We start from the raw sequence: 14713 nt of genomic DNA on the forward strand, positions 1-14713 counted from the left end.
TTCAATCAATCCAGAAATTCGGGTTTCTGTTTGCTCATATGGGCGGCCATGGCCACGCGCAGATCGGTCGATTGCAGCATGGCGGCGTTCCAGGTGGCAACGTATTCCAGGCCGTCGTCGATGCGATGATCGCGCATGTAGCTGATCATCTCCTTGGTGCCGGTTATGGCAATCGGCGACTTGCTCGCAATCTCCCGGGCGATGCCCATGACGCCATCGAGCAGGCTGGCACTATCGCTGTAGACGCGATTGACCAGGCCCATATCCCGCGCATCGATGGCGCCGAAAGTGCGACCAGTGTAAGCCAGCTCACGCAGCATGCCGTCCCCGATGATCCGCGGCAAGCGTTGCAACGTACCGACGTCGGCGGCCATGCCAATGTCGATTTCCTTGATCGAGAATTGCGCGTCTTCGGCGGCATAGCGCATGTCGCAAGCGGCGATCAGGTCGATGGCCCCGCCCAGGCAATAACCCTGGATGGCCGCGAGCACCGGTTTGCGGCATTGGTCGACCGCATTGAAGGAGGCCTGCAGGGTGAGGATCTTGCGGCGCAGCAAGCGCGCATTGCGTCCGACGTCCTTGCCCAGCTCATTGGCCACGCCGGCCAGCATCATCAGGTCGATGCCGGAGGAGAAATGCTTTCCTGCGCCACTGATCACCACCGCACGAATTTCATCGGTGTCGTCGATCCACTGGAAGATCTCGATGATCTCGGTCCAGAAGGCAGCGTTCATCGAGTTGACTTTTTCCGGGCGGTTGATTTGCACATGAGCAATTTTATCCACCAGTTCGACGTTGAACGCTGTGTATTGAGACATGCTAGTGATCCTTCAGCGGGCAAAAAAAGAGCCCGAACTATAACAAGGCAGCCCGGCTGGCGGTAAGGCAGTGGTTCGGCCAAAAGCGGGACCCTCAAGCGCACCACAACAGTGCAAGGCCGTCGCAACACTGCGCACAGTTCTGTGACTGCCAAGTGACCAAAAGCAGCTGAATCGCAAAAAAAACTGCCCTTCGTCGGTGCGCTTGCACCGCTATCCGGCACGTCCGTACCTAAACAAACCGATTGTCGAACAATTTTGCCATCAGCGCTTTACCGCTCTAAGTTCTGGCCTAGACTGGGTTTCTCGGGGGAAGACCGGTCGGTCATAAAGTGGAAAAAAAGTCGAAACTTTTGCCGCACATGGTCGGTCGAGTAGAAGGTAGGTGCGTTGCGACTGGTGCAATCCTTGCAATGGCTTATTCACCCATTCTGCTTCAGCGCATTTGGGCAGCGCTTGCTCCCGATGCGTAGCGCTTTTGCGCCCGGCTGCAGGAATCGGCCACGAAACACCGTTTGCCAGACCTAAGAATTAGATCAACAACACGGGAGATTCATATGATTAGTGCGGCTTTGGATGTTCAGGGAGAGCTGGCTCATCAACAGGTCGGCGAATCGAGCGCCGTCAGTGCTCCCAGTGCGCAAGCGATCAGCGTTACCGGGACCCGGACGTTGGCACCTGTAGCCAGCCAGAACCCCAACAAGAAGAAAGTGTTGTTCGTCACCTCCGAGATTGCCGACCTGGTGAAAACCGGCGGTCTGGGCGACGTTTCCGCCGCGCTGCCTCGGGCCATGGCGCACCTGCACGATGTGCGTGTGCTGATTCCCGGTTATCCGCAGGTGCTGCACAGTGAAAACCCGATTCACATCATCGGCGAACTCGGTGGTCATGCGGCGCTCCCGCCGTGCAAGATCGGGCGCATGGACATGCCTGACGGTCTGGTCATTTACGTGTTGATCTGCCCCGAGCTCTACGAGCGCGAAGGTTCGCCCTATGGCGCCAACAATGGCCGCGACTGGCCGGACAACCATATCCGTTTCGCCCGCCTGGGCCTGGCGGCCGCCGATATCGCCGCCAACCTCGCGCAAATCCACTGGTGCCCGGACCTGGTGCACGCCCATGACTGGCCCGCGGGCCTGGCCCCTGCCTATATGCACTGGCGTGGGCAGCGCACGCCGACCCTGTTCACCATCCATAACCTGGCTTACCAGGGCGTGACGAGCCTGGGGTCTTGCCCCGAACTGGGCATTCCGCACCACGCCTTGCAACAGGAAGGCATGGAGTTCTACGGCAAGATGTCGTTCCTCAAGGCCGGCATGGCCTATTCGAGCCACATCACCACCGTCAGCGCCACCTACGCCCAGGAAATCACCACGCCGGACTTCGGCTGCGGTCTCGACGGTTTTCTGGCTGCCAAGACCCAGCAAGGCCTGCTCAGCGGCATTCCCAACGGCATCGACGAAAGCTGGGATGCGGCCACCGATCCGCACCTGTTCTGCCCCTTCAACATCGGCGACTGGGACGGCAAAGCGGTCAACGCGGCCCATGTCCGCCAGTTGTTCGGCCTGCAGGACAGTGAAGGTCCACTGTTCGCCGTGGTCTCGCGCCTGGTTTACCAGAAGGGCCTGGACCTGACCGAAGCGGTCTCCGAATACATCGTCAAATCCGGTGGCCAGATCGCGATCATCGGCCGCGGCGAGCCGGAAGAAGAACAGGCCATGCGCGAACTGGCCCTGCGTTTTCCCGGGCAGATCGGCGTGCGCATCGGCTTCAACGAAACCGACGCCCGGCGGATGTTTGCCGGCAGCGATTTCCTGTTGATGCCGTCGCGCTATGAACCTTGCGGCCTGAGCCAGATGTACGCCCAGCGCTTTGGCTCGTTGCCGGTGGCACGCAATACCGGTGGCCTGGCGGACACCATCGAAGACGGCGTGACCGGCTTTCTGTTCGATGAATCCACCGTGGAAAGTTATCAGCAAGCCCTGAGCCGCGCGTTCAAGGTCTTCGCCTTCCCCGACCTGCTGCACGCCATGCGTTGCCGCGCCATGGCCGCACCGTTCAACTGGTGCAAGGCGGTCGAACCATACGCCGAACTCTACGAACAGCTTGTGGCCAAAGCCTTGGGGAAATCGCACAAACAGTAAGAGGCTTTAGAGATGCCGTTACGGACCCTTGAGACCTGGCCCCACGGCGCAATCAAACTGGACCCGAAAAACACACGATTCGCGTTGTGGGCTCCAGATGCGTTCTACGTCAGTGTCGAGCTGGAAAATGGACAGTCCTTGCCGTTGTTGCCCCAGGCCGACGGCTGGTTCGTGATTAACACCCCGTGCCCGGCGGGTACGCGCTACCGCTACAACATCGATGGCGAACTGGAGGTGCCCGACCCGGCCTCCCGCGCCCAGGCCGGGGACATCGACCAGCACAGCGTGGTAGTCGACCCGTTGGCCTACCAATGGCGCCACACGACCTGGCAGGGGCGTCCCTGGAACGAAGCGGTGATCTACGAGCTGCACGTAGGTGCCCTCGGCGGTTTCCTTGCCGTCGAGCAACACCTGGCGCACTTGGTCGAGCTAGGTGTCACCGCGATCGAGTTGATGCCGATCGCGCAGTTTCCCGGCGAGCGCAATTGGGGCTACGACGGGGTGCTGCTCTATGCGCCCCAGGCCTCCTATGGTTCCCCCGAACAGCTCAAGCATCTGATCGACACCGCCCATGGCCTTGGCCTGGCGGTGATCCTCGACGTGGTCTACAACCACTTCGGCCCGGATGGCAATTATCTGCACCGGTATGCCAAGGGCTTCTTCCGTGAAGACCGGCACACGCCTTGGGGGGCGGCCATCGATTTCCGTCGTCGCGAGGTACGGGACTTCTTCATCGACAATGCCTTGATGTGGCTGCTGGAATACCGTTTCGACGGTTTGCGCCTGGATGCGGTGCATGCCATCGAAGACCCGGATTTTCTCCAGGAACTGGCCCAGCGGGTGCGTCAGCAGGCTGATCCGTCGCGCCATGTGTGGCTGATGGTGGAAAACGAACACAACCAGGCCAGCCTGCTCGAACAGGGCTACGACGCGCAGTGGAACGATGACGGCCACAACGCCTTGCATGTACTGCTCACTGGCGAGACCGATGCCTATTACGCCGACTATGCACACAACCCCACCGAACAACTGGCCCGTTGCCTGAGCCAGGGTTTCGTGTTCCAGGGTCACATCAACCGCCATGGTGAGCAACGCGGCGAGCCCAGTGGACATTTGCCACCCAGCGCATTCGTATTGTTCCTGCAGAATCACGACCAGATCGGCAATCGCGCCTTTGGCGAGCGCCTGCATCAATTGGCCAACCCCGATGCGTTGAAAGCGGCGACAGTGTTGTTGCTGCTGTCGCCGATGATTCCCCTGATGTTCATGGGCGACGAATTCGCCGCCGAACAACCCTTCCTGTTTTTCACCAGCCACCACGGCGAGCTCGCGCGGCTGGTGCGCGAAGGACGGCGCAATGAATTTGCCGCGTTCAGCGCCTTTGCCGACCCGGATAAACGTGAACGGATTCCCGATCCGAACGCCGCGCAGACCTTCGAAGCGTCGCGCCCTGCCCTGACCTCCACCGAGCCATCGGCGACGCATGAACTCTATCGTCAACTGTTGCAGGTACGTCATCGGCACATCATCCCTCACCTGCCCGGCACCCAGGCGCTGGATGCCGAGGTGCTGGGCACCGGTGCGGTGAGCGCGTCGTGGCGCCTGGGCAATGGCAGCGAACTGCGCATCGACCTCAACCTCAGCGCCAGGCCGGTGAGCCACACGCCGCCGGCTGTGGCTACTTTATTGTTCGAACAGCCGCCTGGGTCTGGCCAACAGCTGGATCAAGGCACCTTGCCCCCGTATTGCGCGCTTGTCAGCCTCACGGCCGCGGCCCCCTTGCTACCCCTTGATGGAGAGCGCCAATGAGTGATGCGCAACTGGAAATCCTGGCCACACGGGCCGGCCTGGCGGTCGACTGGATCGACGCCAACGGGCGCCCGCAAAAAGTCGCACCTTCGGTGCTGCGCAACGTCCTCACCGGCCTCGGCCACCCGGCCGGCAGCGCCCAGGAAATCGACGCCAGCCTGCTCGAATTGCAACAGGTGCAGCAAACCCGCCACCTGCCACCGCTGATCACTGCCGATTTTGGCGTCGGGCTCAACCTGGCGCATTTTTTCGAGCCGCTGACACCCTGTGAGGTCCATCTTGAAGATGGCTCGCGACTCAGTCTCAAACTGGATGCCGAGGCCGTTCTGCCGGGGTTGATTCCGGTCGGTTACCAGCACGTCGACATCGACGGGCAAAGCTTCACCCTGGCCGTGGCCCCCGAGCGCTGCTACAGCGTGGGCGATGCCGTGGACAGCCCGATCCCGCGAGCCTGGGGCTTGAGCGTGCAGCTGTATGCCTTGCGCCGAGCCGGCGATGGCGGTTTTGGCGACACCCAGGCATTGGAAGACCTGGCCCGAGTAGCGGGCGAACGTGGCGCCGAAGCGTTGGCGATCAGTCCATTGCATGCCATGTTCGCCAATGACACGAACCGCTATAGCCCGTACTCGCCTTCCAGCCGTTTGTTTCTCAACAGCCTGTATTGCGCGCCGGGGGCGATTCTTGGCGAGCGCGCGATGCGCGCCGCAATCGACGCCACTGGCCTGGCCGACGAACTCAAGCACCTGGAAGATCTGCCTTTGATCGACTGGCCGACCGCCGCCGAAGCCAAGCATCGGCTGTTGCAATCGCTGTACGAAGGCTTTGTGCAAGGCGAACATCCGCTGCACGCCGACTTCAGCAGCTATCGCCATGCCGGGGGTGAAGCACTGGAAAATCATTGCCGCTTCGAGGCCATTCAAGAGGCCCGCGCCGCCCGGGGCGAAAGCCTCGATTGGCGTGAATGGCCACAGCAGTGGCGCAACCCGCGCAGCGCTGCCCTGGCTGAATTCGCCGAAGAGAATGCCGGGCGCATCGGCTTCTTCGCTTTCTGTCAGTGGCTGATCACCCGTTGTCTGGAGCGCGCCCAAGCCGCCGCCCGCAGCAGCGGGATGGGCATTGGCCTGATTGCCGACCTGGCCGTCGGTGCCGATGGCGGTGGCAGCCAGGCCTGGAGTCGCCAGGATGAACTGCTCGCCTCCCTCACCGTTGGCGCGCCCCCGGATATTCTCAACCGCACGGGCCAGGGTTGGGGGATTTCCGCGTTTTCCCCCGAAGGCCTGGTACGCAACGGCTTCCGTGCATTTATCGAAATGCTGCGGGCCAACTTCGCCCACGCCGGCGGCTTGCGGATAGACCATGTCATGGGCCTGCAACGCCTGTGGGTGATCCCCAATGGCGCGTCGCCAGCCGATGGCGCCTACCTGTATTACCCGGTGGACGACCTGCTGCGCCTGTTGACCCTGGAATCCCATCGCCACCAGGCCATCGTGCTTGGTGAAGACCTGGGCACGGTGCCGGACGGCTTGCGGGAAAAACTCAGCGCCCGCGCCATGCTCGGCATGCGGGTGTTGCTGTTCGAACAGGACAACACGCACTTCAAGCCGATCCTCGACTGGCCGGACAACGCCCTGGCCACCACCAGTACCCACGACCTGCCCACCCTCAATGGCTGGTGGCATGGCCGCGATATCGACTGGAACGCCCGTCTCGGCCTGGTCGATGCCAGCGCTGAAATCGAGTGGCGCCAACACCGCGAGCGCGAGCGCGAAGGGCTGCGCCGTACCCTGAGCCAGGACCCGCAGAACTTTCGCGAAGAGTCCCATGAGACCGACCAGGTGCTCGACGCCAGTGTGCGTTTCCTCGGCCATACCCGCGCACCGCTGGTGCTGCTGCCACTGGAGGATGCGCTGGGTATCGAACAGCAGGCCAACCTGCCCGGCACGATCGATACGCACCCCAATTGGTCGCGACGGCTGCCCGGATACAGCGAAGCCCTGCTCGATGATCCCGACGCCGCCCGGCGCCTGGAACTGCTCGCCTGCGCGCGACTTCAGGCGGCCGAGCGTGACCAATGAATCAACTCTCTATCAAGCCGCTCCGGGCCACCCTGCGGTTGCAATTCCATAAAGGCTTCACCCTCGACGATGCCGTGCCGCTGGTGCCCTACTTTTCTCGCCTGGGCATCAGTCATGTCTATGCCTCACCGCTGCTGAGCGCCCGCGCCGGTTCCATGCACGGCTATGACGTGGTGGACCCGACCACCGTCAACCCGGAACTGGGCGGTGAAGCGGCATTGCGCCGCCTGGTCAGCGCGCTGCGCGCCCAGGACATGGGGTTGATCCTCGATATCGTCTCCAACCACATGGCGGTCGGCGGAAACGACAATCCCTGGTGGCTGGACTTATTGGAGTGGGGTCGCCTGAGCCCGTACGGCGAGTTCTTCGATATCCAGTGGCACTCGCCCGATCCCTTGATGGAAGGCCAGTTGCTGTTGCCGTTCCTTGGCAGCGACTACGGTGTCGCCTTGCAGGACGGCACCCTGGCGCTGCGTTTCAATGCGCAGCGCGGCGCGTTCTACGTCGAGCATTATGATCATCACTTTCCGATTTGCCCCAGCGATTACGGTGAACTGCTCAAGGGCGATGCCGAACCGCTCAAATCACTGGCAGATCGATTCAGCACCTTGAGTTATCAGACGGACGCCCACGGCCTGGCGACTCCGTTGAAAGACCAATTGCGCGAACTGGCTGGCGATCCAGCGATGCTGCAAGCCATTGAACTGAATCTGCAGGCCTACGACTCCACGACCAGCGAAGGTTTCCAGCGCCTGCACAACTTGCTGGAACGCCAAAGCTACCGCCTCGCCAGCTGGCGCACCGCCGCGGACGATATCAACTGGCGGCGTTTTTTCGATGTCAACGAGCTGGGCGGTTTGCGTGTAGAGCGTCCTGCAGTGTTCGAGGCGACCCACGCAAAGATTTTCCAGTTGGTGGCTGAGGGGCTGATCGACGGGTTGCGCATCGACCACATCGACGGCCTCGCCGACCCACGGGGCTACTGCCGCAAACTGCGCCGGCGCGTCGACAGCCTGGCACCGGGCCGGCACCTGCCGATCTATGTGGAAAAAATCCTTGGCGAAGGCGAAACCCTGCGCCGCGACTGGTCAGTGGATGGCACCACCGGCTACGAATTCATGAACCAGTTGTCGTTGCTGCAACACGATCCCGAGGGTCAACAAACACTGGGCGAACTCTGGCACCGCTACAGCGATCGCCCGGCCGACTTCCGTCAGGAAGCGCAACTGGCGCGCCAGCAGATTCTCAACGGTTCGCTCGCCGGCGATTTCGAAAGTGTGGCCCAGGCTTTGTTGCAAGTGGCCCGGGATGACCTGATGACGCGCGACCTGACGCTGGGTGCCATCCGTCGAGCCTTGCAGGAACTGATCGTGCATTTCTCGGTGTATCGCACCTACATCAGCGCCTTGGGGCGTTCGCCTCAGGACGAGGTGTTTTTCCAGCAAGCCATGGAGGGCGCCCGACAGACCCTTGGTGAAGCCGACTGGCCGGTGCTTGAGTGCCTCGCGGGTTGGCTGGGTGGCGAGCCCTGGCGAAAACGCCCGGCTGGCCGCCTGCGCAAACGGCTCAAGCACGCCTGCGTGCGGTTTCAACAGCTGACATCACCTGCCGCCGCGAAGGCCGTGGAAGACACCGCGTTCTATCGCTCGGCGGTGTTGCTGTCGCGCAATGACGTCGGCTTCAGCACTGAGCAATTCAGCGCCCCGATCGCCGATTTTCATGGGGCCTGTGCCCAGCGTCTGACGGAGTTTGCGGACAACCTGCTCGCCACCGCGACCCACGATCACAAGCGCGGCGAGGATACGCGCGCACGCCTGGCCGTCTTGAGTGAACGCAGTCAATGGTACGTCGAACAGGTCGGCCTGTGGCGCGCCCTCGCCCGCCCGTTGCGCGACCATGACCAGATACCGTCTGGCGGCGATGAGTTGATCCTCTATCAGGCACTCCTCGGCAGCTGGCCGCTGGACCTGCGTCTCGACGACCATCGGGCCTTGGAGGAATACGCCCAGCGTATCAGCCAATGGCAGCGCAAAGCCCTGCGCGAAGCCAAGCTACAGAGCAGCTGGAGTGCACCGAACGATGTTTATGAACACGCCACCGAACGCTTTACCCAGCGCCTGCTGCTGGGCCCGGAAGGAGATCTGCTACGCACCGCTCTCGGCAAGGTAGCCCGCACGATCGCCTTGCCCGGCGCCCTCAACGGATTGGCGCAAACCTTGCTGCGCATGACCGTGCCCGGCGTACCGGACCTGTATCAGGGCAACGACTACTGGGACTTCACCCTGGTCGATCCGGATAACCGCCGGCCAGTGGATTACGCCAGCCGCCAACAGGCCCTGCAGCAACCCGTGGATCTGCCTGAACTGTTGGCGCATTGGCGCGACGGGCGCATCAAACAAGCCTTGATTGCACAGACGTTGAACCTGCGTGCCGAGCACGCCGATTTGTTTAGACGCGGGACTTACCAGGCCCTTGAAGTCACCGGCAGTCAGGCAAGCCGGGTGCTGGGATTTGTTCGCGAATGGGAGGGTAAGCGCGCCATCGTCATCGTGCCGATCCGTTGTTCGGCACTGCTGGAAAACAGTGCCGTGCCTCAGGTGGACGCGCTGCAGTGGGGCGATACCCGGGTCAGTTTGCCATTCACAAATGCCGAAGAAAATCTGAAGGGACTTTTTTCCAGCGTCGCAGTCACAAAAAACAGGGAGCTGATGATCAGCGCCGCGCTGGGGGATGTCCCGGTCAATCTCTTTATCCAAACGACCCACACTTGAGTTCAGTTCAGGAGCAATGCGATGAGTAGCGACGATAAGCGTATCCGCGAGTTTGCCTATCAGATCTGGGAATCTGAAGGCAAACCAGAGGGCCAGGAGGCACGTCACTGGGAGATGGCGCGCAAACTGGCCGAAGCCGAAAAACTGGCGCCGAAAAAGCCGGCAAAAGCGGCGGCGAGCAAGACAGCCGCGACTAAAGAAGGCGAAAGCAAACTCAATGGCAAGGCCGCCGCACCAAAACCCAAGGCCAAGGCCAAGCCGGCGGCTGCCTCCGCGGTGATACCGCCTGGGGAGAAAGCCACCGAGAAAAAACCCCGCGCTGCGCGAAAACCGCCAGCCGTCTAAGCTTCTGCCGTCGCATTGAATCATTCAGTGGCGAGTTCACTCGCCACCGGGGGGTGTGCTCGCCCGCGAAAAAAATACTGAGCCCCGTTACTGTCTGCCGTTGCTGGAGCCAATATGACCCGTCCGAAGAAAGAAACGCCGCCTCCCCGTGCCGAACCCTCGCGCATCCGTGAAGGCCTGCCCTTTCCGCTCGGTGCGACCTGGGATGGCCTGGGGGTCAATTTCGCCTTGTTCTCGGCCAACGCCACCCGGGTCGAACTGTGCATTTTCGATGATGCCGGCGAAGTGGAACTCGAACGCATCGAACTGCCGGAATACACCGACGAGATTTACCACGGCTACTTGCCCGACGCCCATCCGGGCCTGATCTACGGCTACCGCGTATACGGTCCGTACGACCCGGCTAACGGCCATCGTTTCAATCCCAACAAACTGTTGATCGACCCCTATGCCAAACAACTGGTCGGGCGCCTGAAATGGTCCGAGGCCTTGTTCGGCTACACCATCGGCCATCCGGACCGCGACCTCAGCTTCGACGAACGCGACAGCGCGCCCTTCGTGCCCAAATGCAAGGTGATCGATCCGGCGCACACCTGGGGTCACGATCATCGGGTCAGCGTGCCCTGGGACAAAACGATCATCTATGAAACCCACGTGCGCGGCTTCAGCATGCGTCACCCCGCCGTCCCCGAGCACCTGCAAGGGACCTTCGCCGGGCTGATGGTCGATGAAGTGCTGGAGCACATCCGCAAGTTGGGCGTGTCGACCGTCGAACTGTTGCCGATCCACGCCTTCGTCAACGATCAGCACCTGCTGCACAAAGGCATGACCAATTACTGGGGCTACAACAGCATTGCGTTCTTTGCTCCCGACCCGCGCTACCTGGCCAGCGGCAAGATCGCCGAGTTCAAGGAAATGGTCGCGCATCTGCACGAAGCCAACCTGGAAGTGATCCTCGACGTGGTCTACAACCACACCGCCGAGGGCAACGAACAAGGCCCGACCCTGTCCATGCGCGGCATCGACAACGCGTCGTACTACCGTTTGATGCCAGAGGACAAACGCTTCTACATTAATGACTCCGGCACCGGCAACACCCTGGACCTGAGCCACCCGTGCGTACTGCAGATGGTTACCGACTCCCTGCGCTACTGGGCTTCGGAAATGCATGTGGACGGCTTCCGCTTCGACCTGGCGACCATCCTCGGGCGTTATCACGACGGCTTCGATGAGCGTCACAGTTTTCTTGTTGCTTGCCGCCAGGACCCGGTCCTGCGTCAGGTCAAGCTGATCTCCGAGCCATGGGATTGCGGGCCTGGGGGTTATCAGGTCGGGCGCTTTCCTCCGGGCTGGGTGGAATGGAACGACAAGTTTCGCGACACCGTGCGCTCCTTCTGGAAAGGTGACGATGGCCAGCTGGCGGACTTCGCCAGCCGCATGACCGCATCCGGCGAAATGTTCAACCAGCGCGGCCGACGGCCTTATTCATCGCTGAACTTCATCACCGCCCACGACGGTTTCACCCTCAACGACCTGGTGTCGTACAACGACAAGCACAACGAAGCCAACGACGAGAACAACGAGGATGGCAGCAACAACAACCTGTCCTGGAACCATGGCGTCGAAGGCCCCACGGACGACCCGGAAATCAACGCGCTGCGCCAGCGACAGATGCGCAATTTCTTTGCCACCTTGCTGCTCGCCCAGGGTACGCCGATGCTGGTGGCCGGCGATGAATTCGCGCGGACACAGGAGGGCAACAACAACGCCTATTGCCAGGACAGCGAGATCGGCTGGGTCAACTGGAACCTGAGCGAAGACGGCAAAGCCCTGCTCAAGTTCGTCAAGCGCCTGATCAAGTTGCGCCTGACCTACCCGATCCTGCGCCGTGGACGCTTCCTGGTCGGCAATTACAACGAGGACATCGGCGTCAAGGATGTCACCTGGCTGGCGCCCGATGGCAGCGAAATGACCACCGACCACTGGCACGATGCGCACAACCGCTGCCTGGGCATGTTGCTCGACGGTCGCGCCCAGGAAACCGGCATCCGCCGCAAAGGGGCGGACGCCACCCTGTTGCTGGTGGTCAACGCCCATCACGACATCGTCAATTTCTTGCTGCCGGAAGTACCCGATGGCAGCTTCTGGACCTGCCTGATCGACACCAATCAACCCTCCATACGCGGCCAGGAGCGCTTCGACTTCGGTCGTGAGTACTCGGTCACCGGACGTTCGTTGCTGTTGTTCGAACTGCAACGTGACGAAGAGGAGTAGAAACAGCGTTCGTTGAATGAAGCCGGCGCGTCGGAAAAATGTGCGTGCGCACACATCCGGCGCGACGAATACCGATACATGAGCAATACTCGATGCGCGGCTGTCCAGGGTTCGGAGCGCCGCGCATCGCTATCAACCCGCCCTCATGACTGCTGCGTTTGCGTAGCGCTCGACTGAAGGCGAACGGAACAAGGACGTAACGCCATGAAATCTGTGTCCATCAGTGACAGCAGCCTTGCAGAACAAATCTGGAACAGCGCTCCGCAGCTGGCCAATATTCCGGTCATTGGTACCCAGTCCCTTCTTCCCCCCGGTGCCCGTGCCGTGGTGATCGCTCCCCATCCCGGCGACGAGGTGCTGACCTGCGGCGGCCTGCTGCAGTTGCTCAGTGCCACGGGACACCCCTTGCAACTGATCTCGGTGACTGACGGCAGCGCCAGCCATCGAGGGTCTCAACAGTGGTCGGAGAAACGCCTGAGCGTGTATCGCTCCCAGGAAAGCGTCGAGGCCCTGCGCCGGCTCGGGTTGCCGATGCACAGCCTGAAATGGATACGCGGTGGCTTCACCGACAACACCCTGGCGGAGCATGAGCAGGCGCTCACGCAGTTCATCGCCCGTTATCTACGACCGGGCGACGTGGTGTTCAGCACCTGGTGCGAGGACGGCAACAGCGACCACGACGCCGTCGGCCGCGCCAGCGCCAACGCCGCCAGCGGCGCCGGCGCTGTCTTCACTGAGATACCGGTCTGGGCCTGGCACTGGCCTACCCGCGATAGCGCCCTGATCCCCTGGCACCGGGCGCGCAAAGTTCGCCTGGACACCTGGACGGTGGCGCGCAAGAGCCACGCGACCCATGCCTACGCCAGTCAGCTCGATGGCGAGCCGGCCATTGGGGTTGCGCCACGGTTGCCGAGGGTTCTGCTGGAGCGGATGCGGTTGCCTTATGAGATTGTCTTTGTCTGATAGCCGACTTGCACCAAGGGCTCTTGCCCCTGACGTTCGGTGCCTCGCCAAGGCTCAGCATGCCCCCCTGGAGCTGCCGAAGGCTGCGATCTTTTGATCTTTTGATCTTTTGATCTTTTGATCTTTTGATCTTGCTGTTGCTTGGCTTTGGCTTTTGATCTACCTGCCCCATTTCCAGAGGCCGAACGCAGGCGTTGCGCAGTGGGCATCCCGGCATGGATGCCGGGATAGCCGCCCTCGGCCATGGATGGCCGATGGCGGCGGGCCCACGGAGCAATGCCGGAGTGAGGGCATGCCGAGCCTCAGCGAGGCACCGAATGGTGGGGCAAGACTTTTTGGTTCCTTTTGTGGCGTTTGACAAAAGGGACTCGCCGTAAGGGCGAAACCATAGGCGGCCGTTACCGCAGGAATGGATATGTACTCCATCAACAAATAATAGGTCGGCTATAAGGCCGCCTTCGCTGCGATGCGGCGGCCCGACAAACCAGCGCCTACAGTAAATCGGGTACAACCGCAAAAACCACAGAAATGGATATGTACGCAAAAGAGCTGAACTGCACGCGCCTCCATGAGTCGCATACATAAGCAACCCGCATTCAGAGGAGTGAAAGTGAGCAGCCACTCTAATCGGCAGGCAGCAGACTCAGTGCCGTTGGACACCCCGACGGTCATCCATCGATTGCGCGTACTGACGGTCAACACCCACAAAGGGTTCACCGCACTCAACCGGCGCTTCATCCTCCCGGAATTGCGCGACGCGGTCCGCAGTACATCCGCCGACCTGGTGTTCCTGCAGGAAGTTGTCGGTGAACACGAGCGACATTCTTCGCGCTACAACAACTGGCCGCAAATGTCGCAGTACGAGTTCCTGGCCGACAGCATGTGGAGCGATTTCGCCTACGGTCGCAATGCGGTCTACCCCGACGGTCACCACGGCAATGCGCTGCTGTCCAAATACCCTATCCGCGAATACCGCAACCTCGACGTCTCCATCACCGGCCCCGAGCGCCGTGGCCTGTTGCACTGCGTGCTGGACGTGCCGGGTCACGCCGAGGTCCATGCGATTTGCGTGCACCTGAGCCTGCTGGAAAGTCATCGCCAGTTGCAGCTGCAGTTGCTTTGCCAATTGCTCGAATCCTTGCCTGATGAGGCGCCCGTCATCATCGCCGGCGACTTCAACGACTGGCAGTTGCAGGGCAACGTCGCCCTCTCACGTCGTGACTACTTGCACGAAGCCTTCGAACGCCACCATGGCCGTCCGGCGAAAACCTATCCGGCGCGCTTCCCTCTGCTGCGCCTGGACCGGATCTACCTGCGCAACGCCAGCAGCCATGAACCGAAAATCCTCGGCCACAAGCCCTGGACGCACCTGTCAGATCACCTGCCGTTGGCGGTTGAAGTGCACCTGTAAGGCTACGGATCTGATCTCCACCTGTCATTTGTGACAGTAGATGCCCTGAAAAACACCTGCTACGGTGCTCCCGTCCGTTTCGACTGAGGCGTGCGGACTGGCC

Annotated in this window: 9 protein-coding genes; 8 read left to right on the top strand and 1 reads right to left on the bottom strand. The window is 61.4% G+C overall.

What is annotated here, in order from left to right:
- Window positions 1-5: 5 nt before the first annotated feature.
- A complete protein-coding gene (locus NQL71_RS20310; protein WP_274643162.1) occupies window positions 6-818 on the bottom strand; it encodes a crotonase/enoyl-CoA hydratase family protein in 813 nt (270 codons plus the stop codon).
- Between the two features lie 557 nt (window positions 819-1375).
- Here NQL71_RS20310 and glgA point away from each other — a divergent pair.
- The 8 genes from glgA (at window position 1376) to NQL71_RS20350 (ending at window position 14610) form a co-directional block, all read left to right on the top strand.
- Entirely contained in the window at window positions 1376-2962 is a 1587-nt protein-coding gene (glgA, locus tag NQL71_RS20315; RefSeq protein WP_046818133.1) for a glycogen synthase GlgA, read from the top strand.
- Between the two features lie 12 nt (window positions 2963-2974).
- A complete protein-coding gene (treZ, locus tag NQL71_RS20320; protein ID WP_274643163.1) occupies window positions 2975-4771 on the top strand; it encodes a malto-oligosyltrehalose trehalohydrolase in 1797 nt (598 codons plus the stop codon).
- The gene (gene malQ, locus NQL71_RS20325) at window positions 4768-6846 is read left to right on the top strand and encodes a 4-alpha-glucanotransferase (RefSeq protein ID WP_046818131.1); all 2079 of its coding nucleotides are present in this window, start codon (window positions 4768-4770) and stop codon (window positions 6844-6846) included. Before treZ ends, malQ begins: the two co-directional genes overlap by 4 nt.
- Window positions 6843-9617: a malto-oligosyltrehalose synthase gene (locus tag NQL71_RS20330; protein ID WP_274643164.1), complete on the top strand. Its 2775-nt coding sequence runs from the start codon at window positions 6843-6845 to the stop codon at window positions 9615-9617. The genes malQ and NQL71_RS20330 overlap by 4 nt, the downstream gene beginning before the upstream one ends.
- Before the next feature lie 21 nt (window positions 9618-9638).
- A complete protein-coding gene (locus NQL71_RS20335; protein WP_046818129.1) occupies window positions 9639-9962 on the top strand; it encodes a DUF2934 domain-containing protein in 324 nt (107 codons plus the stop codon).
- A gap of 114 nt (window positions 9963-10076) precedes the next feature.
- Window positions 10077-12236: a glycogen debranching protein GlgX gene (gene glgX / locus NQL71_RS20340; RefSeq protein ID WP_046818128.1), complete on the top strand. Its 2160-nt coding sequence runs from the start codon at window positions 10077-10079 to the stop codon at window positions 12234-12236.
- A 204-nt stretch (window positions 12237-12440) separates the two neighbouring features.
- Window positions 12441-13199, top strand: coding sequence for a PIG-L deacetylase family protein (locus tag NQL71_RS20345; RefSeq protein ID WP_046818127.1), 759 nt, complete (start codon window positions 12441-12443; stop codon window positions 13197-13199).
- A 568-nt stretch (window positions 13200-13767) separates the two neighbouring features.
- Window positions 13768-14610, top strand: coding sequence for an endonuclease/exonuclease/phosphatase family protein (locus NQL71_RS20350; RefSeq protein WP_178134415.1), 843 nt, complete (start codon window positions 13768-13770; stop codon window positions 14608-14610).
- Window positions 14611-14713 lie beyond the last annotated feature (103 nt).

The organism is Pseudomonas serbica, assembly GCF_028823535.1.
In the GTDB taxonomy this organism is placed as follows: domain Bacteria; phylum Pseudomonadota; class Gammaproteobacteria; order Pseudomonadales; family Pseudomonadaceae; genus Aquipseudomonas; species Aquipseudomonas serbica.